Here is a 21,726-nt window from a genome sequence, read left to right as displayed (position 1 = left end):
TGTTGATTTTGTAGCGGAGACAAAAGGTTCATGGCAGATACTGACTCTCGTCCCAGTAATTTTATTCGTCAAATTATCGATAAAGATTTGGCCCGTGGTAAGCACGCAACTGTACACACCCGTTTTCCTCCGGAGCCGAATGGTTACCTGCATATTGGCCATGCCAAATCGATAGTGCTGAACTTCGGTATTGCCGAAGACTACAACGGCACCTGTAACCTGCGTTTTGATGATACCAACCCTCTGAAAGAGAAAGTGGACTATGTGAACTCCATTAAAAAAGACGTGGAGTGGCTGGGGTATCACTGGGAAGGCGAGCCGCGTTACTCCTCTAATTACTTTGATCAGCTGCACGCGTTTGCGGTTGAGCTGATTGAAAAAGGCCTGGCTTACGTTGACTTCAGTCCGCAGGATAAAATGCGCGAAATGCGCGGTACGCTGAAAGAGCCGGGCGTAAACAGTCCTTACCGTGATACCTCTGTGGAAGAGAATTTAAAGCACTTTGCTGACATGACAGCAGGTAAGCACGAAGAAGGCACCGCGGCATTACGGGCAAAAATTGATATGAGCTCGCCGTTTATGTGTATGCGCGATCCGGTTATTTACCGTGTGCGCTTTGTACACCATCATCAGACCGGTGATAAATGGTGCGTTTACCCAATGTACGACTTCACCCACTGCATTTCGGATGCGCTGGAAGGCATTACACATTCATTGTGTACGCTGGAGTTCCAGGATAACCGTCGCTTGTATGACTGGGTGCTGGATAACATCAGCATTGACTGTCACCCGCAGCAAATTGAATTCTCGCGCCTTAACTTACAATACACGGTAATGAGTAAGCGCATTATTAATACGCTGGTGGACGAGAATAAAGTCAGTGGCTGGGATGACCCGCGCATTGCCAGTATTGCTGGTTTGCGTCGCCGTGGTTATACACCAGATTCAATTCGTGAATTCTGCCGCCGTATTGGTGTGACCAAAATGGATAACCAGGTAGAAATGAGCATGCTGGAAGCCTGCATTCGTGATGACCTGAACGCTAACGCACCACGCGCTATGGCGGTGATGGATCCGGTGAAAATTGTTATTGAGAACTACCCGGAAGGTGAACAGGAATTGCTGGATGCGCCGAACCATCCGAATGATCCTGAAATGGGCTCGCGTCAGGTGACTTTTAGCCGCGAAATTTGGATTGAGCGGGAAGACTTCCGTGAATCTGCGAATAAAAAGTTTAAGCGTCTGGTGCTGGATAAAGAAGTGCGTTTGCGTAATGCCTACGTAATTCGCGCAGATCGGGTAGAAACCGACGATAATGGCGAAATTCAGACCATTTACTGTCATTACGACGCCGACACTTTGGGTAAAGACCCGGCGGATGGTCGTAAGGTGAAGGGTGTTATTCACTGGGTGTCTGCAGAAACCGCAAAAGAAGCAGAATTCCGTGTGTATGACCGCTTATTCCAGGTGCCTAACCCGGCAGCCGAGGAAGACTTGTTCTCAACTCTTAACCCTGAGTCTTTGATTATTAAGAAAGGCTTTGTGGAAGCTAACTTAGCGAGTGCGAAACTGGGCGAGAACTTCCAGTTTGAACGTCTGGGCTACTATTGTCTGGATCAGGACGCTGAGACAGAAGGCCGTTTAATATTCAACCAGACTGTTGGTTTACGCGATAGCTGGGCGAAAATAGAACAGGAACAAACTACTGGATCTTAAACTGGTCCAGTAGCTTAGCGCCGTACAAACGCGAGGGGGTGTAAAAGCCCCCTGACTGTTTCTGGCTTAAGGTATGAATGGCTACCTCAACAGCCCCTTCGGCAGTTAGCGAATAGCCGTTTTTCACTTTTACCCGCATACTTTTCTTATTGCCTTTGGCGTCGCCAATTTCACCCCAAACGTAAGTCGGGTTATTTTTCCGTTCTTTTTCTTCAGGGCCAGCAGGCTGTGATTCCAGCTTTTTCTTCAGCTTAGCCTGAACCCATTTCCAGTTGAATACCCAACGGAACCAGTTCATCCGGCGCATTTTTTTTACTAAGCGCGGGCTGGCCGGTATATACACTTCGATGTTGGGTATTTCCGTGGTGTAGTAGGCGGTAGAGACATCGCCCCAGGGAATGGTCATGGCATATTTCTCGCCATTACCAAAATCTATCCAGCGAGAATGCCAGGCGTGAGGGACATCGGTAATTTGTCCTTTAATACGGGCGGCGCCACCACGACCTAAACGTTCAATGCTGGTTCTGGCAGTGCCACGACTCATGCGTGAACCTGAATCAAAACCTAAGGCCAGGTGTGTTGCTTCCGGCATTTGGGCGTTGAGTCGCGCGGCAATACAGTCGGTTGGAATAACGTCAAAGCCAACGCCAGGACATATAACAATGCCGGCTTCGCGCGCGGCTTTGTCCATAGAGTGAGCGTATTCAAATACGTCTATCTCGCCGGTAATGTCTAAATAGTGGGTTTTGGTATCAATACAGGCTTGAATAAGGGGAACTGCGGTCTGGCTGAATGGGCCTGCACAATTAATGACTAAGTCTACGTCTTCTAATTGCTTTTGAACTTCATCAATACTGTCGAGCGAGAAGGCCCTGTATTGTAAGTCTAAGTGGCGTGCCACTGGCTCAAGAGCGTTTTCGTTACGGCCAGCTAAAATAGGTTGGTAACCACGTTTTTTAGCCTGATGAGCAATAAGTTTGCCCGAGTAACCGTATGCACCGTAAATGAGCCAGCGCAGCGCCATATTATTACTCTGCCTCAGCGGCAGCTTTGTATTCGCAGCTTTCGCCGCGCTGACATTCACCGTAAAGGTACAGGCTGTGGTTAGTCAGTTTAATTTTATTTTCTGCGGCTACTTTTTCCTGACGCTCTTCTATTACGTCATCTTCAAATTCAAAGACGTGGCCACAGGTTAAACACACCAGATGATCGTGGTGGTGCTTCGCACTCAACTCAAATACCGAACGCCCACCTTCAAAATGGTGGCGAGTAATAATACCAGCGTCATCAAACTGGTTTAGTACCCGGTAAACGGTAGCCAGGCCAATTTCATCTTTTTGTTCCAGCAGAATTTTATAGACATCTTCGGCACTGATGTGTTGGTTATCTGGTTTTTTCAAAATCTCCAGAATCTTCATCCGTGGGGAAGTGACTTTTAGTCCTGCTTTTTTCAGCTGTTCGTCGTTACTCGCCATAATAATTAGTATCTCAGTTAAACATGTATAACAGCATACCCTGTATTAGCTGTCACTTGCCAGTTCTGCCAGACACATTTCTTCATAAACTTGCTGGCACCATTTGCTAACGCGTTCTTTGGTTAACTCTGGCTGACGGTCTTCATCTATGCCCAGACCGACAAAATGTGTGTCGTCGGCCATGCCTTTAGAGGCTTCAAAATTGTAGCTCTCGGTAGGCCAGTGCCCGACAATAATGCCACCACGGGCTTCAACAATGTCACGAACCATGCCCATGGCATCAAGAAAGTATTCAGCGTAATCTTCCTGATCGCCACAGCCAAAAATGGCAATGAGCTTGTCCGTAAAATCGATTTCTTCCAGTTCGGGGAAAAAGTCATCCCAATCGCACTGAGCTTCGCCGTAATACCACGTCGGAATACCGAACAATAGTAAGTCGTAATTGGCAATATCTTCTTTACTGGATTTGGCGATGTCTTTTACATCAACGAGCTTTTTACCAAGCTCTTTCTGAATCATCTGTGCGACGGCTTCGGTGTTACCGGTGTCGCTTCCAAAGAAAATTCCAACAGTTGCCATAAGTCAATTTTCACCTGATTATACTAATAAACAGTACTGAACGGATTGCCATTCAGCGGCGTAAATTATCAATTGGGTTAAACTCCGGACTCCCAGAGCACCTGAATAATACCTTTAGCGATAAAACCAAAACAGCCAAGAAAGAGCACCATCCAGACAATAACCTGACCAAATTTGGGTACTGCAGAACGTTTTAACACGTCCCGAATGGCTAAGCCTATTAGTAAGAATAGTATGCCCAGCGTAAAATTGGTGGCCAGAACTTCAATTTGTTCGTAATACTCAGCTAACATACTGCTTAACCTCGCTGGTACTTAACCTAAGAATGCTTAATGCGGTCTTGACTGTTTTTTACGGCGCTTAGATTACCATAAAGCATGGCTGGTGGCGAGATTACTGCGCTATAAACTCAATGACCAGGCGGTTAAATATTCTGGGTTTCTCGGCATGTAGCCAGTGACCTGCACCTTCAATAACTTTTACCGAGGCATTGCTAAATCGCGACGCCACGTCTTGTTGATGCTTTTCTGTGAGGTAGTTTGAGCTACCTCCTTTTATAAAAAGTACCGGGCCTTCGTACTGGCCTTTGCTGACGGCCGCTGAAATTTGCTGGTAGTTTTCTCTTAGCGCTTTTAGGTTAAGCCGCCACTGGTAACCGTCGTCAGTTTTTTTCAGGTTTTTCAGCAGAAACTGGCGTACACCTTTTTCTGAAATTGTCTCAGCTAATTGTTTGTCGGCGTCGCCGCGGCTTTTTACCTGGTCTATGTCTAGGTTAGAAAGAGCGTCTAATATGCTGTCGTGGGTACCGTCGTAAGCGGCGGGTGAAATATCAGCAAATATTGCCGCTTTAATCCGTTCAGGGGCTTTTATGCAAGTTTCCATTGCTATTTTGCCACCCATAGAATGACCGACTAAATAAAACTGTTTCAGGTTCAGCGAGTCAGCCAGTTTGATAATGTCCTCTGCCATGTCCGGGTAAGTCATGTTGTCACTGTGAAACGACTCACCATGATTACGGGCGTCGGGCAAAATGCAGTAATAGTCTTCTGACAGTTCACGGGCAAGACTTTTTAAGTTGTCTTTATCGCCAAACAGGCCGTGAATAATGATGATAGCCGGATCGGTATCCGTACCTAATGTTTCGTGATTCAACAATGAAGAGTCTGCCATCGAACTGCCTTTAGTGATAAACTTTGGTCTATATTTTCAAGGCTTTGTCGGGGTGTTGCAAGTGACAAAGCGCAACCTTTCAATTTTTAGAGGTAGAAAGTCAACAATGAAGCGGATTGACATTGACGATGACTTATACACGTACATTGCAAGCCACACCAGGCAAATAGGCGAGAGCGCATCGGATATTCTGCGTCGCTTGCTTGATGTGAATAGTACGGAATCTGCAGTAGACGCTAAGAGTGAACAAACTGAGTCGGTTTTTAACCGTTTAAACGAGCAGGATGTGCGTATTCAGAAAAGCGTAGTAGCGCGCTTTCTGTATATTTTAAGCATGTTGTACCGCTGCCACCCGAGCGAGTTTTCGCAAGTGCTGGATATTCGCGGCCGCGATCGTCAATATTTTGCCCGCTCAGAAGAAGCTTTACTGACATCGGGTAACAGCACCAATCCGAAGCAGATACCGGACTCCCCATTTTGGGTAATTACCAATACCAATACGACTAAGAAAAAAGCCATGCTGACTCAGGTAGCAGAAAAACTGGGTTATCAATCGGCTGATGCAGAAAAAATTAGGGACTTTTTATAATGGCGGATCACGAGCGAGCAGGCCAGTTGGCGCAGGCCAGCGACTTGACCAATATAGCGCAACTGACTAGTGCGTATTATGTTTATGAGCCGGACCCACGCAAAGCGGCTGAAAAAGTCAGCTTTGGTACGTCGGGCCATCGCGGCAGTTCATTGAAGCGTTCCTTTAATGAAGCGCATATTCTGGCTATTGCACAGGCTATTTGCGCTTATCGCGAAGAGCAGGGCATTACCGGACCTATTATGGTAGCTAAAGACACTCATGCGCTGTCTGAGTCCGCTTACATTAGTGCACTAGATGTCTTTATTGGCAACGGCATAGAGGTTCAGGTACAGGCTGAGCATGACTATACGCCAACGCCGGTATTAAGCCGCGCAATTATTGAGTGGAATCGTGAGAATAAAGCTAAAGCCGATGGCGTGGTGATTACACCCTCGCATAACCCACCAGAAGATGGCGGTTTTAAATACAACCCGTCACATGGTGGTCCGGCAGACTCTGACGTGACCCGAACCATAGAAAAATACGCAAACGCGCTGCTGTCATCAGGGCTTGTCGGGGTGAATACCTGCGAGAGCGAAGACGTATTACAGCACCCGAAACTAACCTTTGTTGACTGGCGCACGCAGTATATTAGCCAGCTGGACGACTGTATTGATATGTCGGCTATTCAGAATGCGAAACTGACATTGGCCGTTGATGCTATGGGTGGCTCCGGTGCTAAGTACTGGACGCAAATTGCAGAGCACTATAACTTGTCGATTGAAGTTCGCAATGCCGTGGTTGACCCGACATTCTCGTTTATGCCACTGGATAAAGACGGCAAAATTCGAATGGATTGTTCGTCGCCTTTTGCCATGGCCAGCTTACTTGAGCTAAAAGACAACTACGATTTGGCTTTTGGTAACGACCCGGACTACGACCGTCATGGCATAGTGACTCCGACACACGGCTTGCTGAATCCGAATCATTATTTGTCTGTTGCAATAGACTACTTATGTAAGAACCGCGACTGGGATAACAGTATTGCTATTGGAAAAACTTTAGTGTCCAGTGCCATGATCGACCGAGTGGTGGGCGCAAACGAGCGACCTCTGATGGAAGTACCGGTGGGGTTTAAATGGTTTGCTAAAGGACTGTTCGAGCGTTCAATTGCGTTTGCCGGTGAAGAAAGTGCCGGTGCTACTTTACTTGACCGTAAAGGCAATACCTGGACGACCGATAAAGACGGCATTGTCATGGCACTGCTGGCAGCTGAAATACTGGCGAAAACCGGTAAAAACCCCGGACAGTATTACGATGACTTATGCCAGCAACATGGTACGGCTTATTATCGTCGGGTTGATACGGCTTCCAGTGCACAAAAGAATGGGCGCTTTAAAGACATTCGAGCCTATAAAGTAAAATTGCCTGAACTGGCGGGCGACAGTGTGTCTGACATTTCTACCAAAGCGGCAGGGAATGACGCTCAGTTTGGTGGGATAAAAGTGACTACCGAGAACGGATGGTTTGCTGCCAGACCTTCAGGCACAGAACCCGTTTATAAAATTTATGCAGAAAGCTTTGTCAGCGAGCAACATCTGGATGACATTCTGGAGCAGGCCACCACCTGGGTTAATGACCTGCTGTCAGACTAAGCCTTTAACGAAGGACGGCGTTGGATTCCATTTCCTCGTCGTCTTCTTCTTCCGTTTCCGGGGCTTCCTCAGCCATTGACGTTAAAAGTTCATCAGAAGTTTGTGACGGTGCCAGTATGGCAAAGTTGCTGTGCAGCTGGTCTTCTGCTTTTGCCCGACGTGTAATGCGGTACAGAGAATAAAAGCCAACACAGGAGGTAAGCGCGGCTAAGAGTAAAAAGAAGTAATTAATGGCACCAAACTGCATTAACGCGGCTACCGCAGGCGCACCAATAATAGAGCCTGCTCCCCCAATTTTAATGATGGCACCGGTTGCTCCCACCATTTGGTCACGTTCCAGATAGTCGTTGGTGTGTGCCATACCCAGAGAGTACAAGGGCAGTATGAAGGCGCCTAAAAGCCCCACATTTAAGTAAATGAAAATGGCGTTTGATGCATCGAGCTGCGACAGAGCAGCAGCGGTCAGTGTTCCCCCAGCGGCGCAAATGGCAATGACAAAACGACGGTCTATTCGGTCTGATAACAAACCAAAGGGTGCCTGCGACACTAAGCCACCGGCAATAAAGGCTGCCATGAAAAAGGTAATTTGCACCACACTAAGGCCGATGTAGGAAGCATACATAGGCCCTATACCGTAAAACATGGCGTAGCAGGCCTGCATTATAAAAGCATTAATAACGCCCAGTGGAACGGTTTTCAGCAGCAGTGAAATGGGGACTTTTCTGTTTTCGTGCGTTGTAGGCTCAGCCGTAACGCTGACCAGAATGGGAATAAGCGCTAAGTTAATGAGCAGAGCAACAATAGCGAAAGCAACGAAACCGGCCGGGTCGGCAACACCGAGAATAAGCTGCCCGACAATAAGCCCGCTATAAATAATGACCAGATAAACTGACAGCAGGGTGCCGCGGCTACGGTTATCTGCCATGGTATTAAGCCAGCTTTCAACAATGACGAAAATACCAGAAATAGCGAAACCGGTTATAAAACGCATGACGAACCAGACCACCGGATCGACCCAGATGGCCTGCATCAGAATACTAAATGCGGCCAGTGCGGCAAGGCCGCCGAATGAACGAATATAGCCTACCCGGCGAATATCTTTTGGTGCGCGGGTCGAGCCAAATAAATAGCCGATAAAATAGGCTGACATGATAAAGCCGGTAACCAGGGTACCAAAACCTTCAATGGTAGCGCGCAAACTTAAAAGGGTACTGGTCATGCCAACACAGACCCCAATTAAACTGATACTGCCGAGCAGTGAGCTGATACCGCGAAGTTGTTGTTTTAGCATGCCTTTGTCACCCTTCGTCCGTTTGTCGCAATACTACCGTTAGTGGCTTTATTTTCCTAGTGAAGATTCCCACAAGCTTATCCACAAGTTGTTACTTGCTGTTCGCTACCTGGCTGTTTAATATGCTCTCAAAGTCTTATTTGGATAATGACATGTCAAAGTCGCAGATTCATTACTTCGCTGCCAGTTTATTTTTTCTGTTTAGCCTTTTTATGGTTACGGATGCCGAAGCGCGGTTGATTGAAAATTTGTATTCAGCAGAAGTGCAAGTGGCTTCGCAGAGTTCTTCTCACCGGCAACAGGCAATAGAGAAAGCGTTTGACCGTGTTATCACAAAATTAACGGGGCAAGCCGAGTTGACTGGGCATGACGCTATACAGCGGGCAAAGAGTGATGTGAACAATTACCTGGTTCAATACGGTTACAGCGAAAATGAAGGACAGCGAACTTTAACGGCGACATTTGACGGCCGCAAGTTGCGCGCACTGCTAGCTGAGCAACAGCTACCCTACTGGGGCAGCCGTCGACCGCAACTGATGCTGTGGATAGCGAAGGAAAACAGCAACGGTCAGCGCGTAATCATCGACAGTAATAGCGAATCGGTATTCACCCAGCAACTCAGGTTCTTTGCGCAGCAATACAGTATTCCAATTCAGCTGCCTCTGATGGATTTGACCGACAGTTTCACCATAAACGCAACCGATGTCTGGGGGCGCTTTTTAGACCCGGTAAGAACCACTACAGAGCGCTACGGCACAGACGGTTTATTGATTGGTCGTATAATTCGTCAGGATAACGAGGAAAAGCCCTGGAGTTTAAACTGGTTTGTTGAAGTGGGAGATGACCGCTTTTCCGGTGAAGTTACAGCAACCAGTCCCGACTGGCTTGCCGAGCCTCTGGTCGAGCAGCTAATGGCGCAGTTGGCTAAGCAGTACAGTGTTACCGCAGGCGATGAAAATGTTCGTAATACGTTAATGATTAAAGTTGAAAAGTTAAGTAGCTTAAGCCGTGTTTTAGAGTTGGAAGCATTTTTAGATAGCATTGTCTCTGTTAGTGAAGTTCGTTTACTTGAATACTCGCAAGCTATGAGCGAATTCGAGATTGTGGTTAACGGCCCGGTCGATCAGATACTGCAGGCTATTAATCTGGATGGGCGTCTGGTTTCACAGGAAGTGGGCCCCTTTGTTGCGCCGCAGCAGGCCGAAACACCGGTTTACCGTTGGAATGAGAACCGCTGATGTCACCACAGCAACTACCGTTAGCCGTACAGTTGCCGGATGACGAGATATTTTCTACCTTTCTTGCGGGCGACAACTTAACATTATTAAGTTGGTTAGAGAGTTTGCCTACAACTGAGCCTCCGCTAAGGAGAAGCCAGCAACTGACATGGCTGTCGGGAGCGAGTGGGGTAGGTAAAAGTCACCTAATGCACAGCGTCATAGCCTCGGCCGGGTCGCAATACCGCATTGCGTATTTACCTTTGCGTGAGCTGGCTAAAGCCGATGCATCGGCCGTTCTGCAGGGAATTGATCAAGCTGATCTTATTTGTCTGGATGATATTGATACGGTGACGCTGGAACAGAATTGGAGTTTTGAGTTGTTCTCGCTTATTAATCGCGTAACCGATAATGAGTCGACACGTTTGGTCATGACGGCTAAACAGTCGGCTGCTCAAACTAAAGTGCTGTTACCGGATTTACAATCGCGTTTCCAGTGGGCAACGGGCTTTCAGGTTCAGCCGCTGAACGACGAAGAAAAAATTAATGCGTTAATTTTGCGGGCGCAATGGCGTGGACTGGAGTTGCCGAACGATGTTGCGGCTTTTATGACTCAACGGCTGGGTCGTTCCATGCGGGATTTAATGAAAGCGTTAAACGAGCTTGATAAAGCCTCTATTACTTACCAACGCCGCTTAACAATTCCTTTTGTTAAGCAGGTTCTCGAAATTTAGTCGTAGTCTTTCAGTTTTTTCAGTCCTAACCCCTGAGCTCTTCCCTGATAGCGGGCATAACCTGTTGCACCGATAAATGCGCCGGTTGTAAATATCAGCTCCAGTATTGACCACAAACGCTCGTCCGGGTGGGTGTAGACCACCGTTAAGCCATGCAGAAAATAAAACATCAAAACAAAGTTAGTCCATGCGTGGGTATAAGGTTTGCCTTTAACCAGCCCATGCAGAGGAAACAATAACGGCAGCACCCAGAGGAACAAAGCAATATAAGCTGGCAATGTGCCCGGCGCATCGGTTGGCATACCGTGCCACAGTGCAACTAAAATGAGCAGTGGCCAGTAACAAACTTGTGTTAACCAGCGGTAAAAGTGTGGAGATGTCGGCATTGATAATTCCTATGATGAGAGCTTAGAAGCGGTTTGCGTAACTCGTTTACCTAAAGCGATAGCGCATTGCTTTTCATGGTCAGTTAACTTATTGCTGTGCTCATGATGGCTGGCGCCATAAGGTGAACCGCCCGATTGAGTCTGATGCAGGGCCGGTTCAGAATAAGGAATGCCAACCAGCATCATACCATGGTGCAACAGCGGTAAAGCCAGAGTCAGCAGAGTGGATTCCTGCCCCCCATGCAAAGAGCTGGACGAAGTGAACACCGCACCGGGTTTGTCAGTTAACGTAGCCTGCAACCATTCGCGCGAGGTGCCTTCCCAGAATTTTTGCAGGCTTGAGGCCATATGCCCAAATCGAGTCGGACTGCCCAGAATAAGAGCATCGCAGCTTTCAAGGTCAGCGTTTTCAATTTCCAGATCGCGGTCACTTACCGCATCGCTGCCGTGCCCGGTGCTGCGTAAAACAGCTTCGCCTCCAGCCGCCGTAACGCCTTCGGCTATCGCGTCAGCAAGCTGCTGAGTAGCCCCGTTACGGCTGTAATAAAGAATAACGACGCGGGTCATTATAAAATATCCAGTACAGCTTCAGGAGGGCGGCCAATGGCCGCTTTATTACCCCGAATAACAATAGGGCGCTCAATAAGCTTAGGGTTATTGACCATTGCGGTAATCAATTCATCTTCGTTATTGATACCGGCCAGACCAAGTTCTTTATATGCGTCTTCTTTTTTGCGCATTAGCTGATCGGCAGAAAGCCCTAACTTTTCCAGTATATCTTTTAATTCTGCAGCATTAGGCGGTGTTTTAAGGTATTCAACAACTTCCGGCTCAATGCCATTTTGCTTGAGTAATTCAAGAGTTTGCCTTGATTTTGAGCAACGCGGGTTATGATAAATTGTTACTTGGCTCATAAGTATCGTACCTTGTAGTATCTGATTATTAGGTAAGTATAAGTTAATAGTAACGTAATTGAGGTAAGGAATGAAACTGAGAACGCTAGTGTGCGCGGCAGCTGCTGTGCTGATAACAGCTTGTTCGCAAGAGCCGGATGTAGTTACCGATGCCGACAATGAGTTTCGCTGGGGCGACCTTGGTGAAAAAACGGTGGTGGTAAACTACTTTGCTGAGTGGTGCGCTCCTTGTTTAAGAGAGTTACCCGAGTTAAACGAATTTAACCAGCACAAAGCAAAAGATGTTGAGTTAGTCGGTGTCAGTTTCGATCCAATGTCTAACGCTGAACTGGCTGAGCTGAAACAGCGTCATGGAATAGAGTTTCAGTTGGCGTTGATGGAGCCTGCGCCAAAGTTTCCTTTTCAGCGTCCGCAGATGTTACCGGCTACCTACGTAATAAAGCCGGACGGCAGTGTTAAAGGGCCTTTAATGGGAGAGCAGGACTTAGAATCGCTGGAAAATGCGGTTAACTCACATTAACGACTTTATTTGCTGCTCTAAGCTGCGCATTTGATCAATACGTGCATTCAGACGTTTATGCGTCAGATCGCTATCTGTATGGTTATGTGCAGTGTGCAACTGGTCAATGGCCAGCCGAAAGTTTCCTCTTAACGCCAGTGCTTCGGCTCGGGTTTCGTACATAGCTGCTCGCTTACCACTGCGCTCGTACACTTGAGTGAGAAGGTCAAGCGCCAGCGGGTGGTCCGGTTGTTTTAGTAAAAAATCGCGCAGAAGCTTTTCAGCTAACTCGGTGTCTTCTGCCTGAAGTGCCGCGTTAGCAAAGTTAAGAGTAATAACAGGCTCGGTTGGTTGCTGAATGTACTTGCCTCGTAGCCAGCTTAGAACCGTCTCGTAATCTTTTTGTGCCAGCAGAATGTCGGTCTGGACATCAATATAGAACGGGTCATTAGGATAGCGCTCTAGTAGTGGCTGCATGAGTTTATAAGCTAAATCAATGTTGCCACTATCTAACGCGCGTATGGCTAAACCATATTGCCCGGCTTGTTGGTTAATTGAATTGCTACTGGAGCGCATAGATTCAAAGTCACTATTCGTGGTGTTGCCAATATAGCGAGCCTGAACTCTGGTTTTAGCCAGGGCAAAGTCGAGGCTTGGAGGAACATCTACCCGCTGCATATTTTCAGCGCGAGCACGAGTGTCTGCTATGCGGGACTCAGGCAATGGGTGAGTCATGAGCATTTCCGGGGGCTTGCTCACATAACGGTATTTTTCTGCCAATCGGCCAAAGAAATCGGGCGCGCCACGGGGATCAAAACCAGCCGCTAACAACGTAGAGAGGCCGATACGGTCGGCTTCCATTTCATAAAGCCTAGTGTAATTAATTTGCGACTGACCAGCCATGCCCATTGTGGCGTAAAGGCCTGCAGCACCGGCTTCTGGGTTGGCCATGCCGATTAAAATAGAGCCAATGATACCAGCGATGGTCATGGGCATACTGCGCTGTTGTTCCTGCATTCGACGAACCATATGGCGTTGAGTAATGTGCGCAACCTCGTGTCCAAGCACTGCAGCGAGTTCCGACTCGGTTCTTGCTTCGTCAATTAAGCCCGTATGCACACCTACGTAGCCTCCCATGAAGGCAAAGGCATTTATTTCCTTGTTGTTAATCCAAAAAAAGTTGAAAGGATAGCGCACGCCGCTGGTATTTCTGACTAGCCGCTGGCCAATGCTATTTAAATAGCTGTCTAATACCGGATCGTGAACAATGGGCGCTTGTGAGCGTACCTGACGCATGTAAAAGTCACCTACAACACGTTCGCGTTCAATACTCATGAAAGCCGCGCCGGTAGTTCCAATTTCAGGTAAACGTTGATTATCCTGCATAGCGTTGCTGGCAGCACTAAAGCTGATTGCAAAAGTCAGTAAACAAGCGATGAAAGTGTGTATTATTTTGGTGGACATCAACTACTCATAGGCCAAATGAAACGGATTTAATCTTCTCTTAAGAGCAAAATTCTTATCTTTAGTTCCTTTTTACTCTATGGGGTTATGGAAAGATTGCAAGGACTGATATTATCATCTCAACGAAGGTTAGGAGATAGTAGCTATGTGGGAATACATTCAACAGTGGTATCAACGGAAATTTTCTGACCCTAATGCAGTGACTTTGTTTTTGTTACTGGTTGTTGTGGTATTAGTCATTGTGTTTTTCGGTAGCTTAATTGCACCGTTGTTAATTGCTATTTCTCTGGCCTATTTGCTGGACTGGCCGGTAATGAGACTGATGGAGCTTGGTTTATCTCGTTTAACTGCCACCATTATTACTTTTTCGTTATTCCTGGCACTAATGATTGTTACTTTGCTGACTCTGGTTCCCGTTATTTGGCAACAAAGTACGACTTTGATTCAGGAAATGCCGGATATGGTCACGAACCTGCAAATTTGGTTGCATAAACTACCTGAAATGTTTCCGACTATTGTTGATGACAGCCAAATTACCGAGTTTACCCAGGAAGTAAAAAGGCGAGCAGTGAGTTTAGGGGAGAGTCTTTTAGCTGTTTCTTTAACTTCCATTGTGAACGTTATGGCGATGTTGGTTTATCTCATTATCGTGCCGCTTTTAATCTTTTTCATGCTAAAAGACCGCGATGTATTAATAGCTCACTTTAGCCGTCTACTGCCCTCAAACCGCCAGTTAATTTCGCAGGTAGGGCAGGAGATGAATCTGCAAATTATGAACTACATTCGAGGCAAAGCGATTGAGGTAGTGGTTGTTGCGATAGTCACCTTTGTCACCTTTAGTTTATTTGGGCTGCGCTATTCGGCATTACTGTCCATTATGGTTGGTTTGTCGGTTTTAATACCATATGTTGGCGCTGCGGTTGCAACCATTCCGGTGGTGTTGGTGGCTTTATTCCAGTTTGGGCCAACGGCGGCATTCGTTTGGGTAACCGTTGCTTATCTGGTTATTCAGGCTCTGGATGGTAACTTACTGGTGCCGCTATTGTTTTCAGAGGCAATAAGTCTAAACCCAGTTTACATTATTGGCGCGGTATTAATTTTTGGCGGTATTTGGGGCTTCTGGGGTGTGTTCTTTGCTATTCCGCTGGCCAGTCTGGTCAAGGCTGTACTGACTGCATGGGACAGTGGCACCGGGGAAAAGGCAGAAGAGCAAACACCGCTTTAGTGCGGTGTTTGCTCTATAGAGCTTAGGCTTGCTTAAGGTGCTCTAATACCACGTCGTGGTGTTCTTTGGTTTTGAATTTATCGAACACCTTTGACACGGTTCTGTCCTGCTCTACTAAAAAGCTAATACGGTGAATACCGTCGTATTCTTTACCCATAAACTTTTTCAGACCCCATACGCCAAAATCTTCAGCCACTTTATGGTCTTCGTCGCTTAACAAGGTAAAGTTCAGCTCATCTCTGTCAGTAAATTTAGCTAAGCGCTTAGGCGCATCAGGGCTTATACCAACAGAGACAACATTAAATTCTTCAAGTTGCTTACGGCTGTCGCGTAAGTTTTGTGCCTGCACAGTGCAGCCCGGTGTCATAGCTTTCGGATAAAAGTAAACCAGTACCCGGTTCTCTTTTAATAACTCCGATAAGGTCACTGAGTTCTCGTTCGCATCCGGTAAAGTAAAGTCAGGCGCTTTATCGCCCTGTTGTAATGTCTGCATTGCATTCTCCTGGAACTTAGTTAACAGTGCCAACATCATAGCGGACAGATGCCGTCTTGGAAAATGCCATACTGGCAAAAGTTTACGGAACCTTCTTGGCAAGTTACGTTCCTATCACTTGTGTTTCGTCAGGGCTGGCATTACCATTGGAGCCCCAATTTAGGACTTGGAGAATGTATGCTTAAGGGCAGTATTGTCGCTTTAGTTACCCCTTTTACAAAATATGGCAATGTTGATTACAGTGAACTTGAGTTTCTGGTTAACAAACATTGCGAAGCGGGTACCGACGCTATTGTAGCGGTTGGCACGACAGGGGAGTCAACAACCTTAACGCATGAAGAACATATTGATGTCGTTAGTGCGATGGTCGAGCTTAGTGCCGGGCGCATCGATATTATTGCTGGAAACGGTTCAAACTCGACCAGCGAAGCTGTGCAACTTACAGAAAAAATGACCCAGGCGGGTGTAAGTGGCTTTTTAAATGTTACGCCATACTACAATAAACCTTCCTTAACAGGCTTAATTGCACATTATCAGGCCTGTGCCGATGCCACGGATAAACCCCAAATTCTATATAATGTTCCGGGGCGTACCGGTCTTGATATGACACCTGACATGGTCGAAAAGTTGGCAAAAATTGATAACGTTATTGGCATAAAAGAAGCTACCGGCGACGTGAGTAGGGTACAGGAACTTAAAAAACGCTGTGGCGATGATTTTATCCTATTAAGCGGTGATGACCCTACTGCACGCGAATTTATGTTTGCGGGTGGCCATGGTGTTATCAGTGTTACCGCTAATATTGTTCCTGCTAAAATGAAAGAGCTGGTAACGGCGGCACTTGCTGGTGATAAAGAAAGTGCGAATCAGATTGATGCTGAGCTGGCGCCTTTGCATAATATGTTATTTGTTGAATCCAACCCCATTCCGGTCAAATGGTCGCTCGCTTTAATGGGTTGGGTCAGCGCAAATTATCGTCTGCCACTGACACCTCCGGAAGAGAGTAATCAACAGTTGATTGAGTCAGTGTTACAGAAAGCAAACCTACTGAATATTCAGGAGTCGTAATGAAATTGTCTCGCCTTGCGTGGATGGGCGTAGCTGCCGTAGTTGTAACAGGTTGTTCGTCGGTAGAGAAAGAACGTGCCAGCGGCGGGTTTGAATATGTGAACATTCAACCTACTGCCTCACTGAATATTCCGGATGGTCTGGAAAAGCCAGAAAAAGGAACGCAGTATCAAATTCCGGATACGAACATTGCATCGGCTCCCGTCGGCTATAAAGTCAATATCATGGCTCCGCAGCAGGTTCGTCCTATTGGACTGGGCAGCCGAGTGTTAGAAACTGAGACCGAAACTCGAGTTTATTTTGATATTGTCGATGGCATGGGGGACTCAGTAACCGAGTTTGTTCGTCAGGCAGCATTTGATGTGCTGGAAAGACGCGACATTGAATGGGAAGCCGTGGGTGATAATCGTTGGCTTACTGAGCAAATGACGGTAAAACAGACCATTGAGGGCGACAGCGGCTTTTTCGGATTTGGCGGAGAGAGCGACAGCGATCTGGAAAGAACCTTTCACTACGAGCTGACTCAGGAAACTGAATCACATCAACGCAGCACCGCACTACGAGTCGATGTTAACGATTTCACTCAGGTGATAGGCGGTGAAGAGCAAGAGGTTGCTCCTTTGGTTGTTCGTAATTTGGAAGCTGATTTACTCAATGCGATTATTTCGGAAGTTAACCGGAAACAACAACTGGCTGTAGCTCGTGAAAAAGCGGCTGGTATTGAAACCCGCTTGTCAAAAGCTGCAGAAGGGCACTCAGTTTTCATTGTTGAAGACAATTTTGAGCAAGCATGGCCATTAGTTAATTTGGCTCTTCAGAATATTGGTTTTGAGGTTGAAGATTTAAACCGCGAAACAGGAACCTATTTTGTTGAGTACAGCGAACCCGGCAGCGGCTTCCTGTTCATTGGTGGTGATGACTACGAAGACCTGGGCATTGCCGAAGGCGAGTACGAATTCCGTTTACTGGAAGATGGTGAGAATACCTCGGTTACTGTTTACCAGGGTGACGAAATTGTCTCTGACGAATGGGTTAATCAAGTATTTGAAGCCTTTAAAAACGCTGTTAAACAGCAAAGCCAACTTTAACTTAAGCGCGAGTGGAAAGATTCATGGAAAAACGCAGTGAACTGTATCGGGGAAAAGCAAAGACGGTCTACCATACCGACGATCCTAACCGCCTGGTGCTGGAGTTTCGTAATGATACTTCAGCGTTCGACGGCGAAAAGGTAGAACAGCTTGATGATAAAGGCATGGTGAACAATAAGTTTAATCATTTTATTATGTCGAAGCTGGAAGAAGCGGGTATTCCGACGCAGTTAGATGAGCGTTTGAGCGATACCGAGTCCTTGGTTAAAAAATTGGATATGATACCGGTAGAATGCGTTGTCCGTAACGTGGCAGCTGGTTCTCTGGTGCGTCGTCTAGGTGTTGAAGAAGGTAAAGAGTTAAACCCACCGACATTCGAGTTTTTTTTAAAGAACGACGCGCTGCACGACCCTATGGTCAACGAATATCATATTCAGGCTTTTGGCTGGGCAACAGCAGAGCAAATTGAGAAAATGAAAGAGCTCACCTTTAAAGTGAACGATGTTTTAAAAACGTTGTTTGCCGATGCGGGTCTGCTTTTAGTGGATTACAAGCTTGAGTTTGGTGTGTTTGATGGCCAAATTATGTTGGGTGATGAGTTCACTCCAGATGGCTGCCGTCTTTGGGATGCAGAGACTCGCGAGAAACTCGACAAAGATCGTTTTCGCCAGGGCTTAGGCGGTGTTGTTGAAGCCTACCGTGAGGTTGCTAAGCGCCTTGGCGTAACGCTGGATTAATCTTTATTTTTAGTATCCTGGTCGGAGTCATCTTCAGTTTTAGATGATTTCGTACCAGGCCATTTAAACTTAGCGGTATACTTCAGTACCATGAGATTACTCACGACCACGCCTACTACCAGTAATATTATTAGCCACACCAAATAGTCGTCCATCCGTCATCCTCCGTTATCGTATCAATGTACTGATTTTTTATTTGAGCCAGGTTATTCAGAATAATGGGTTTTCCCTCTATGGCTAATGAGTCAATGGTTTCTGCCAGCAGCTCAAGGCTTAATTGTTTATGGCATGGCTGTGAGACCGTGCGGTAGCTCAAGTGCCAGGGCTCCTGTGCAACACCGCCCTGATAGCGTGCATAAGGAAAGAAAAAGCCACTTTCATGGGCATTCCGGGTTAGCCATTGCCAAAGTTCATGACAAGGACCGGATTGGTCAATGTACTCGCGGGGAACTAATTGCAATTTCAGTTCGCTGTCCTGAAAAGGGCGCGGATCGTAAATGTCGAAGTCACTTCCCCAGTGGTGACGGCTACTGCCCGGTAACGCCGACCAATGCAAAATGGCGTGCATTTTCTCTACGTCGTCTAAGTTTGATATATCCAGTAGTTCGCCCTCTTTAGAGCGAAGGGGAAGCTTACCCCGCCATTTTCTATTCCAGATAGACAGTTGCCGGTCCAGTGAGCGGAAGCCACTGGCTATGGCCAACTTAATACCCTCAGCAGCAGCTGCTTTTTGCATGGAGAGATAAGCTTCTGCTGCATCAGGGTGCAGTTTATGCCCATCGACTGCCGTTAAGTGTGTTTCGCAGGCACCTGTCAGTTCTGTGCTGCTTAACATAAAAGCTTCTCCAAACAGCGGTAATAAACATCACTGAGTTTATCCAAATCACTGGCTTTCACGCATTCGTTTACTTTATGAATGGTTGCATTTACGGGACCCAGCTCAATAACCTGAGCACCGGTTGGTGCAATAAAGCGTCCATCGGATGTGCCACCCGCCGTAGATAGGGTAGTTGAAAAGCCACATTCATGTTCAATTGCCGCCTGCACGGCTTCAACTAACGCGCCTGACTCCGTTAAAAAGGGGGGGCCGTTAAGCTTCCATTGTAGGTGGTATTTTAGCGAGTGCTTATCGAGAATAGCCTCAACTCGCTGCTTAATTTTCTCGGCTGTGAGTTCTGTCGAGAAGCGGAAGTTAAACTGGGTATCAATACGCCCGGGTATAACATTGCCAGCCCCGGTTCCCGCCTGAATATTAGATACCTGAAAGGTGGTTGGCGGGAAACTGGCGTTGCCTTGGTCCCATTCTTCATTAATAAGCTCGCTGAGTGCCGGAGCAAGATCATGCACTGGGTTTTTCGCTAAATGGGGGTAAGCAACGTGACCTTGTATGCCTAATACGGTCAGGTCTCCGGTTAAACTGCCTCTGCGCCCGTTTTTAACAATGTCCCCCAGAGTGTCAGTACTGGACGGCTCTCCGACTATACACCAGTCTATGTTTTCGTTACGTTCCTGCAGCGTTTCAATGACACGCTTGGTGCCGTTAATAAACGGGCCTTCCTCGTCACTGGTTATAAGAAAGCCAATATCGGCATCCACATTCGGATAGTCTTTAATAAATCGCTCAGTCGCGGTTATCATCGCCGCCAGGCTGCCTTTCATATCAGCGGCTCCGCGTCCGTATAAATACCCTTCGTGTGTTGTAGGCTCAAACGGTGGGAACTGCCAGTCATTGATGTCGCCGGGCGGAACCACGTCGGTATGGCCAGCAAAGCAAAACAGTTTACGGCCTTGCCCCCGGCGTGCCCACAAGTTAGTGGTGTCTTCAAATATCATAGACTCAAGATTGAAGCCCAGAGCCGCAAGCCGTTCACCAATAAGTTGCTGACAGCCTTCATCTTCCGGTGTAATGGACGGGCGGGAAATCAGCTCATGGGCAAGCTTTAATGTCTCTGAACTCATAAGTAGCGTTCGCTCCAGAGTTTCTCATTAAAGCCGCAATGAACAGCCTGGCCGGACTCAACTAACGGACGTTTAAACAGTGTTGGTTGTTCGACAATTAATTCGGCTACGGTATTTGAGTCTTCAAGAGACTTTTGTTGATCAGACAGATCACGCCAACTGGTGCTTCGCTTGTTGACTAGCGACTCGGCTGGCAGCTTCTGTAACCAGCCGTTTACGGTTTCTTTTTGCAGTGGCTGCTCGCGAACATCAATAAATTCGTAATCGACTTCGTTTTTATCTAACCATTTAAGTGATTTTTTAACGGTGTCGCAGTTTTTAATGCCATAAACGCGCAACATAGGTACAGCTCCTGTCGATGTTAATAAGTAATAAGTGGACTGTCTTTCGCAGTAATAAGTCCTGGATTTAGCCATTCCGGTGATTCGCTGTCGTGCCCGGAATTCAATGAACAAAGCAAAACAGCAAGACGCTGCTGCGAGGGTTTTAAGCTGCGCAGTAACGACTGGTTAATTTTAACCAGAGGATCACCACACTTAATCTCTGTCTGTTCGCGACAAAGCACAGTTAAAGCGGCGTGGTTCCCGAACGCATCGCCGGAACCTATGACTAATTGTAAGGAATAAGTGTCGTTTAAGCGCAACGACAAGTAATCGCCACTGCTGCTGATATGGGTCAATGAGCCATCAGCGGGGGCGTATAGCGTGCTGCCGGTCATTTCAATGACAATACCTTTGCCAAGCAAGCCATGCTGGCATACTGCGGCCGAAGGTTGTGCTGCTATGATGCGACCGGTAACCGGCGCATAAAGAGAAGGAAGCTGACTTGTTGTCACTGCTGACACCATGCGACTGACTAATTCAGATAGTATAGTGGCAAAGCTAAAGCCTGGGTGCAACTGTATCCACATTAACTGTGGATATCTTTGTGAACTACACGGTTGTAACAGTGTAACTCAATGAAAAATAAAGATAATATTTAAAGTGCGAATATCGTACAATAGCCGGGTAATCGTTTATAATTACAGCAGGTTTGTCTAAGAGGTCACCATGAGTCGTTCATTTTTTGCGGTTTTAAGAGATGGAAAGAGGTATGCCGATAAATGGCCTCATCATTCAGTTGTTGCCGCTATGGCAGAGTCGCGAATTATCCCCATAACTCGCAAAGCCATTAGCTGGACTCCGGGAATCGCGGTACTCAATGCTGCGCTGACCTGGCAGTTTATGCCGCAGGAGCAGTTAGCCCCAGGGCTGATGTTGTCACTTATTATGTTGAGCTTACCCTTGCAGGGTTTGTACTGGCTTGGCTGGCGTTCCAGACAACAGTTAAAGCCAATGTTACGGAGCTGGTATAAAGAGCTGAGGGACAAACTAAGAAAGCAGGGCGTTGAGTGTCAGCCACAGGGTGAGAAAGGTCCTGAATACATGGATTTGGCGATTATTTTGCGTAAAGCACTGGAAACATTGCCGCCGGAAGAGCATTAAG

At 47.0% G+C, this 21,726-nt stretch carries 27 protein-coding genes; 11 read left to right on the top strand and 16 right to left on the bottom strand.

What is annotated here, in order from left to right; genetic code table 11:
- The first annotated feature begins 30 nt into the window (after positions 1-30).
- The gene (gene glnS, locus NJR55_RS11550) at positions 31-1,716 is read left to right on the top strand and encodes a glutamine--tRNA ligase (RefSeq protein ID WP_253620077.1); all 1,686 of its coding nucleotides are present in this window, start codon (positions 31-33) and stop codon (positions 1,714-1,716) included.
- Here glnS and NJR55_RS11545 read toward each other — a convergent pair.
- From NJR55_RS11545 to NJR55_RS11525, 5 genes are all read right to left on the bottom strand, one after another.
- The gene (locus NJR55_RS11545; protein WP_253620076.1) at positions 1,703-2,740 is read right to left on the bottom strand and encodes a saccharopine dehydrogenase family protein; all 1,038 of its coding nucleotides are present in this window, start codon (positions 2,738-2,740) and stop codon (positions 1,703-1,705) included. The two genes, glnS and NJR55_RS11545, sit on opposite strands and share 14 nt — an antisense overlap.
- A 4-nt stretch (positions 2,741-2,744) precedes the next feature.
- Positions 2,745-3,191, bottom strand: coding sequence for a ferric iron uptake transcriptional regulator (gene fur, locus NJR55_RS11540; RefSeq protein ID WP_253620075.1), 447 nt, complete (start codon positions 3,189-3,191; stop codon positions 2,745-2,747).
- A 45-nt stretch (positions 3,192-3,236) separates the two neighbouring features.
- Positions 3,237-3,770 (bottom strand): flavodoxin FldA, encoded by a 534-nt coding sequence (gene fldA / locus NJR55_RS11535; RefSeq protein ID WP_011234721.1) that lies wholly within the window; start codon positions 3,768-3,770, stop codon positions 3,237-3,239.
- 77 nt (positions 3,771-3,847) lie between these two features.
- Entirely contained in the window at positions 3,848-4,063 is a 216-nt protein-coding gene (locus NJR55_RS11530; protein ID WP_011234720.1) for a DUF2788 domain-containing protein, read from the bottom strand.
- Between the two features lie 100 nt (positions 4,064-4,163).
- Positions 4,164-4,940, bottom strand: coding sequence for an alpha/beta fold hydrolase (locus NJR55_RS11525; protein WP_253620074.1), 777 nt, complete (start codon positions 4,938-4,940; stop codon positions 4,164-4,166).
- A 106-nt stretch (positions 4,941-5,046) separates the two neighbouring features.
- Here NJR55_RS11525 and NJR55_RS11520 point away from each other — a divergent pair, with 106 nt between their 5' ends.
- Both NJR55_RS11520 and pgm read left to right on the top strand, forming a co-directional pair.
- A complete protein-coding gene (locus NJR55_RS11520) occupies positions 5,047-5,529 on the top strand; it encodes a replication initiation regulator SeqA (protein ID WP_253620073.1) in 483 nt (160 codons plus the stop codon).
- On the top strand, positions 5,529-7,166 hold the full coding sequence (pgm, locus tag NJR55_RS11515; RefSeq protein ID WP_253620072.1) for a phosphoglucomutase (alpha-D-glucose-1,6-bisphosphate-dependent): 1,638 nt from the start codon (positions 5,529-5,531) through the stop codon (positions 7,164-7,166). The genes NJR55_RS11520 and pgm overlap by 1 nt, the downstream gene beginning before the upstream one ends.
- A 4-nt stretch (positions 7,167-7,170) precedes the next feature.
- Here the strand turns inward: pgm and NJR55_RS11510 are convergent, their stop codons facing one another.
- A complete protein-coding gene (locus tag NJR55_RS11510) occupies positions 7,171-8,457 on the bottom strand; it encodes an MFS transporter (protein ID WP_253620071.1) in 1,287 nt (428 codons plus the stop codon).
- A gap of 152 nt (positions 8,458-8,609) precedes the next feature.
- On the opposite strand from NJR55_RS11510, the gene NJR55_RS11505 reads away from it, so the two are divergent.
- Both NJR55_RS11505 and hda read left to right on the top strand, forming a co-directional pair.
- Positions 8,610-9,695 carry a DUF2066 domain-containing protein gene (locus NJR55_RS11505; RefSeq protein ID WP_253620070.1) on the top strand — a complete coding sequence of 362 codons (1,086 nt, stop codon included), beginning with the start codon at positions 8,610-8,612 and terminating at the stop codon, positions 9,693-9,695.
- Positions 9,695-10,408: a DnaA regulatory inactivator Hda gene (hda, locus tag NJR55_RS11500; RefSeq protein ID WP_253620069.1), complete on the top strand. Its 714-nt coding sequence runs from the start codon at positions 9,695-9,697 to the stop codon at positions 10,406-10,408. Before NJR55_RS11505 ends, hda begins: the two co-directional genes overlap by 1 nt.
- Here hda and NJR55_RS11495 read toward each other — a convergent pair.
- Genes NJR55_RS11495 through arsC form a run of 3 tightly spaced genes read right to left on the bottom strand, consistent with a single transcriptional unit; the run spans position 10,405 to position 11,708 of the window.
- Entirely contained in the window at positions 10,405-10,794 is a 390-nt protein-coding gene (locus NJR55_RS11495; protein WP_253620068.1) for a DUF2069 domain-containing protein, read from the bottom strand. The genes hda and NJR55_RS11495 overlap by 4 nt on opposite strands.
- Positions 10,795-10,803: 9 nt before the next feature.
- A complete protein-coding gene (wrbA, locus tag NJR55_RS11490) occupies positions 10,804-11,361 on the bottom strand; it encodes an NAD(P)H:quinone oxidoreductase (protein ID WP_253620067.1) in 558 nt (185 codons plus the stop codon).
- Entirely contained in the window at positions 11,361-11,708 is a 348-nt protein-coding gene (arsC, locus tag NJR55_RS11485; protein WP_253620066.1) for an arsenate reductase (glutaredoxin), read from the bottom strand. Before arsC ends, wrbA begins: the two co-directional genes overlap by 1 nt.
- A 70-nt stretch (positions 11,709-11,778) precedes the next feature.
- Between arsC and NJR55_RS11480 the strand changes: the two genes are divergently transcribed.
- Positions 11,779-12,228: a TlpA disulfide reductase family protein gene (locus NJR55_RS11480; RefSeq protein ID WP_011234710.1), complete on the top strand. Its 450-nt coding sequence runs from the start codon at positions 11,779-11,781 to the stop codon at positions 12,226-12,228.
- Here NJR55_RS11480 and bepA read toward each other — a convergent pair.
- Positions 12,220-13,671 carry a beta-barrel assembly-enhancing protease gene (gene bepA / locus NJR55_RS11475; RefSeq protein ID WP_253620065.1) on the bottom strand — a complete coding sequence of 484 codons (1,452 nt, stop codon included), beginning with the start codon at positions 13,669-13,671 and terminating at the stop codon, positions 12,220-12,222. The two genes, NJR55_RS11480 and bepA, sit on opposite strands and share 9 nt — an antisense overlap.
- Before the next feature lie 145 nt (positions 13,672-13,816).
- On the opposite strand from bepA, the gene NJR55_RS11470 reads away from it, so the two are divergent.
- Entirely contained in the window at positions 13,817-14,896 is a 1,080-nt protein-coding gene (locus NJR55_RS11470) for an AI-2E family transporter (RefSeq protein WP_253620064.1), read from the top strand.
- Between the two features lie 22 nt (positions 14,897-14,918).
- Here the strand turns inward: NJR55_RS11470 and bcp are convergent, their stop codons facing one another.
- Positions 14,919-15,389 (bottom strand): thioredoxin-dependent thiol peroxidase, encoded by a 471-nt coding sequence (gene bcp / locus NJR55_RS11465; RefSeq protein WP_253620063.1) that lies wholly within the window; start codon positions 15,387-15,389, stop codon positions 14,919-14,921.
- Between the two features lie 177 nt (positions 15,390-15,566).
- On the opposite strand from bcp, the gene dapA reads away from it, so the two are divergent.
- Genes dapA through purC form a run of 3 tightly spaced genes read left to right on the top strand, consistent with a single transcriptional unit; the run spans position 15,567 to position 18,282 of the window.
- Positions 15,567-16,457 carry a 4-hydroxy-tetrahydrodipicolinate synthase gene (gene dapA / locus NJR55_RS11460; RefSeq protein ID WP_253620062.1) on the top strand — a complete coding sequence of 297 codons (891 nt, stop codon included), beginning with the start codon at positions 15,567-15,569 and terminating at the stop codon, positions 16,455-16,457.
- Positions 16,457-17,545, top strand: coding sequence for an outer membrane protein assembly factor BamC (gene bamC / locus NJR55_RS11455; protein ID WP_253620061.1), 1,089 nt, complete (start codon positions 16,457-16,459; stop codon positions 17,543-17,545). The genes dapA and bamC overlap by 1 nt, the downstream gene beginning before the upstream one ends.
- A 23-nt stretch (positions 17,546-17,568) precedes the next feature.
- On the top strand, positions 17,569-18,282 hold the full coding sequence (purC, locus tag NJR55_RS11450; RefSeq protein ID WP_253620060.1) for a phosphoribosylaminoimidazolesuccinocarboxamide synthase: 714 nt from the start codon (positions 17,569-17,571) through the stop codon (positions 18,280-18,282).
- On the opposite strand, the gene NJR55_RS13765 is transcribed toward purC, so the two are convergent.
- From NJR55_RS13765 to NJR55_RS11425, 5 genes are read right to left on the bottom strand one after another with little or no spacing between them, the layout of a single operon-like run.
- Positions 18,279-18,374, bottom strand: coding sequence for a hypothetical protein (locus tag NJR55_RS13765; protein ID WP_309109148.1), 96 nt, complete (start codon positions 18,372-18,374; stop codon positions 18,279-18,281). The two genes, purC and NJR55_RS13765, sit on opposite strands and share 4 nt — an antisense overlap.
- Before the next feature lie 38 nt (positions 18,375-18,412).
- Positions 18,413-19,117: a M15 family metallopeptidase gene (locus tag NJR55_RS11440; RefSeq protein WP_253620059.1), complete on the bottom strand. Its 705-nt coding sequence runs from the start codon at positions 19,115-19,117 to the stop codon at positions 18,413-18,415.
- A complete protein-coding gene (gene dapE / locus NJR55_RS11435) occupies positions 19,111-20,241 on the bottom strand; it encodes a succinyl-diaminopimelate desuccinylase (protein WP_253620058.1) in 1,131 nt (376 codons plus the stop codon). The genes NJR55_RS11440 and dapE overlap by 7 nt, the downstream gene beginning before the upstream one ends.
- Positions 20,238-20,582, bottom strand: coding sequence for an arsenate reductase (locus NJR55_RS11430; RefSeq protein WP_253620057.1), 345 nt, complete (start codon positions 20,580-20,582; stop codon positions 20,238-20,240). Before NJR55_RS11430 ends, dapE begins: the two co-directional genes overlap by 4 nt.
- Positions 20,583-20,602: 20 nt before the next feature.
- Complete coding sequence (locus NJR55_RS11425; protein WP_253620056.1) at positions 20,603-21,076, bottom strand: PTS glucose transporter subunit IIA; 474 nt, start codon at positions 21,074-21,076, stop codon at positions 20,603-20,605.
- Positions 21,077-21,290: 214 nt separating this feature from the next.
- Between NJR55_RS11425 and yfbV the strand changes: the two genes are divergently transcribed.
- Positions 21,291-21,725 (top strand): terminus macrodomain insulation protein YfbV, encoded by a 435-nt coding sequence (yfbV, locus tag NJR55_RS11420; RefSeq protein WP_253620055.1) that lies wholly within the window; start codon positions 21,291-21,293, stop codon positions 21,723-21,725.
- The last annotated feature ends 1 nt before the right edge of the window (position 21,726 follow it).

The sequence above is a fragment of the Idiomarina rhizosphaerae genome (assembly GCF_024159085.1).
In the GTDB taxonomy this organism is placed as follows: Bacteria; Pseudomonadota; Gammaproteobacteria; order Enterobacterales; family Alteromonadaceae; genus Idiomarina; species Idiomarina rhizosphaerae.
The sequence above is the reverse complement of the archived record's forward strand: the minus strand, read 5'-3'. Positions and strand labels throughout refer to the sequence as shown.

Excerpts from the sequence above, each read along its gene's own strand:
- glnS (WP_253620077.1), top strand. The coding sequence starts at position 31 with ATGGCAGATACTGACTCTCGTCCCAGTAATTTTATTCGTCAAATTATC.
- NJR55_RS11545 (WP_253620076.1), bottom strand. The coding sequence starts at position 2,740 with ATGGCGCTGCGCTGGCTCATTTACGGTGCATACGGTTACTCGGGCAAA.
- fur (WP_253620075.1), bottom strand. The coding sequence starts at position 3,191 with ATGGCGAGTAACGACGAACAGCTGAAAAAAGCAGGACTAAAAGTCACT.
- fldA (WP_011234721.1), bottom strand. The coding sequence starts at position 3,770 with ATGGCAACTGTTGGAATTTTCTTTGGAAGCGACACCGGTAACACCGAA.
- NJR55_RS11530 (WP_011234720.1), bottom strand. The coding sequence starts at position 4,063 with ATGTTAGCTGAGTATTACGAACAAATTGAAGTTCTGGCCACCAATTTT.
- NJR55_RS11525 (WP_253620074.1), bottom strand. The coding sequence starts at position 4,940 with ATGGCAGACTCTTCATTGTTGAATCACGAAACATTAGGTACGGATACC.
- NJR55_RS11520 (WP_253620073.1), top strand. The coding sequence starts at position 5,047 with ATGAAGCGGATTGACATTGACGATGACTTATACACGTACATTGCAAGC.
- pgm (WP_253620072.1), top strand. The coding sequence starts at position 5,529 with ATGGCGGATCACGAGCGAGCAGGCCAGTTGGCGCAGGCCAGCGACTTG.
- NJR55_RS11510 (WP_253620071.1), bottom strand. The coding sequence starts at position 8,457 with ATGCTAAAACAACAACTTCGCGGTATCAGCTCACTGCTCGGCAGTATC.
- NJR55_RS11505 (WP_253620070.1), top strand. The coding sequence starts at position 8,610 with ATGTCAAAGTCGCAGATTCATTACTTCGCTGCCAGTTTATTTTTTCTG.
- hda (WP_253620069.1), top strand. The coding sequence starts at position 9,695 with ATGTCACCACAGCAACTACCGTTAGCCGTACAGTTGCCGGATGACGAG.
- NJR55_RS11495 (WP_253620068.1), bottom strand. The coding sequence starts at position 10,794 with ATGCCGACATCTCCACACTTTTACCGCTGGTTAACACAAGTTTGTTAC.
- wrbA (WP_253620067.1), bottom strand. The coding sequence starts at position 11,361 with ATGACCCGCGTCGTTATTCTTTATTACAGCCGTAACGGGGCTACTCAG.
- arsC (WP_253620066.1), bottom strand. The coding sequence starts at position 11,708 with ATGAGCCAAGTAACAATTTATCATAACCCGCGTTGCTCAAAATCAAGG.
- NJR55_RS11480 (WP_011234710.1), top strand. The coding sequence starts at position 11,779 with ATGAAACTGAGAACGCTAGTGTGCGCGGCAGCTGCTGTGCTGATAACA.
- bepA (WP_253620065.1), bottom strand. The coding sequence starts at position 13,671 with ATGTCCACCAAAATAATACACACTTTCATCGCTTGTTTACTGACTTTT.
- NJR55_RS11470 (WP_253620064.1), top strand. The coding sequence starts at position 13,817 with ATGTGGGAATACATTCAACAGTGGTATCAACGGAAATTTTCTGACCCT.
- bcp (WP_253620063.1), bottom strand. The coding sequence starts at position 15,389 with ATGCAGACATTACAACAGGGCGATAAAGCGCCTGACTTTACTTTACCG.
- dapA (WP_253620062.1), top strand. The coding sequence starts at position 15,567 with ATGCTTAAGGGCAGTATTGTCGCTTTAGTTACCCCTTTTACAAAATAT.
- bamC (WP_253620061.1), top strand. The coding sequence starts at position 16,457 with ATGAAATTGTCTCGCCTTGCGTGGATGGGCGTAGCTGCCGTAGTTGTA.
- purC (WP_253620060.1), top strand. The coding sequence starts at position 17,569 with ATGGAAAAACGCAGTGAACTGTATCGGGGAAAAGCAAAGACGGTCTAC.
- NJR55_RS13765 (WP_309109148.1), bottom strand. The coding sequence starts at position 18,374 with ATGGTACTGAAGTATACCGCTAAGTTTAAATGGCCTGGTACGAAATCA.
- NJR55_RS11440 (WP_253620059.1), bottom strand. The coding sequence starts at position 19,117 with ATGTTAAGCAGCACAGAACTGACAGGTGCCTGCGAAACACACTTAACG.
- dapE (WP_253620058.1), bottom strand. The coding sequence starts at position 20,241 with ATGAGTTCAGAGACATTAAAGCTTGCCCATGAGCTGATTTCCCGCCCG.
- NJR55_RS11430 (WP_253620057.1), bottom strand. The coding sequence starts at position 20,582 with ATGTTGCGCGTTTATGGCATTAAAAACTGCGACACCGTTAAAAAATCA.
- yfbV (WP_253620055.1), top strand. The coding sequence starts at position 21,291 with ATGAGTCGTTCATTTTTTGCGGTTTTAAGAGATGGAAAGAGGTATGCC.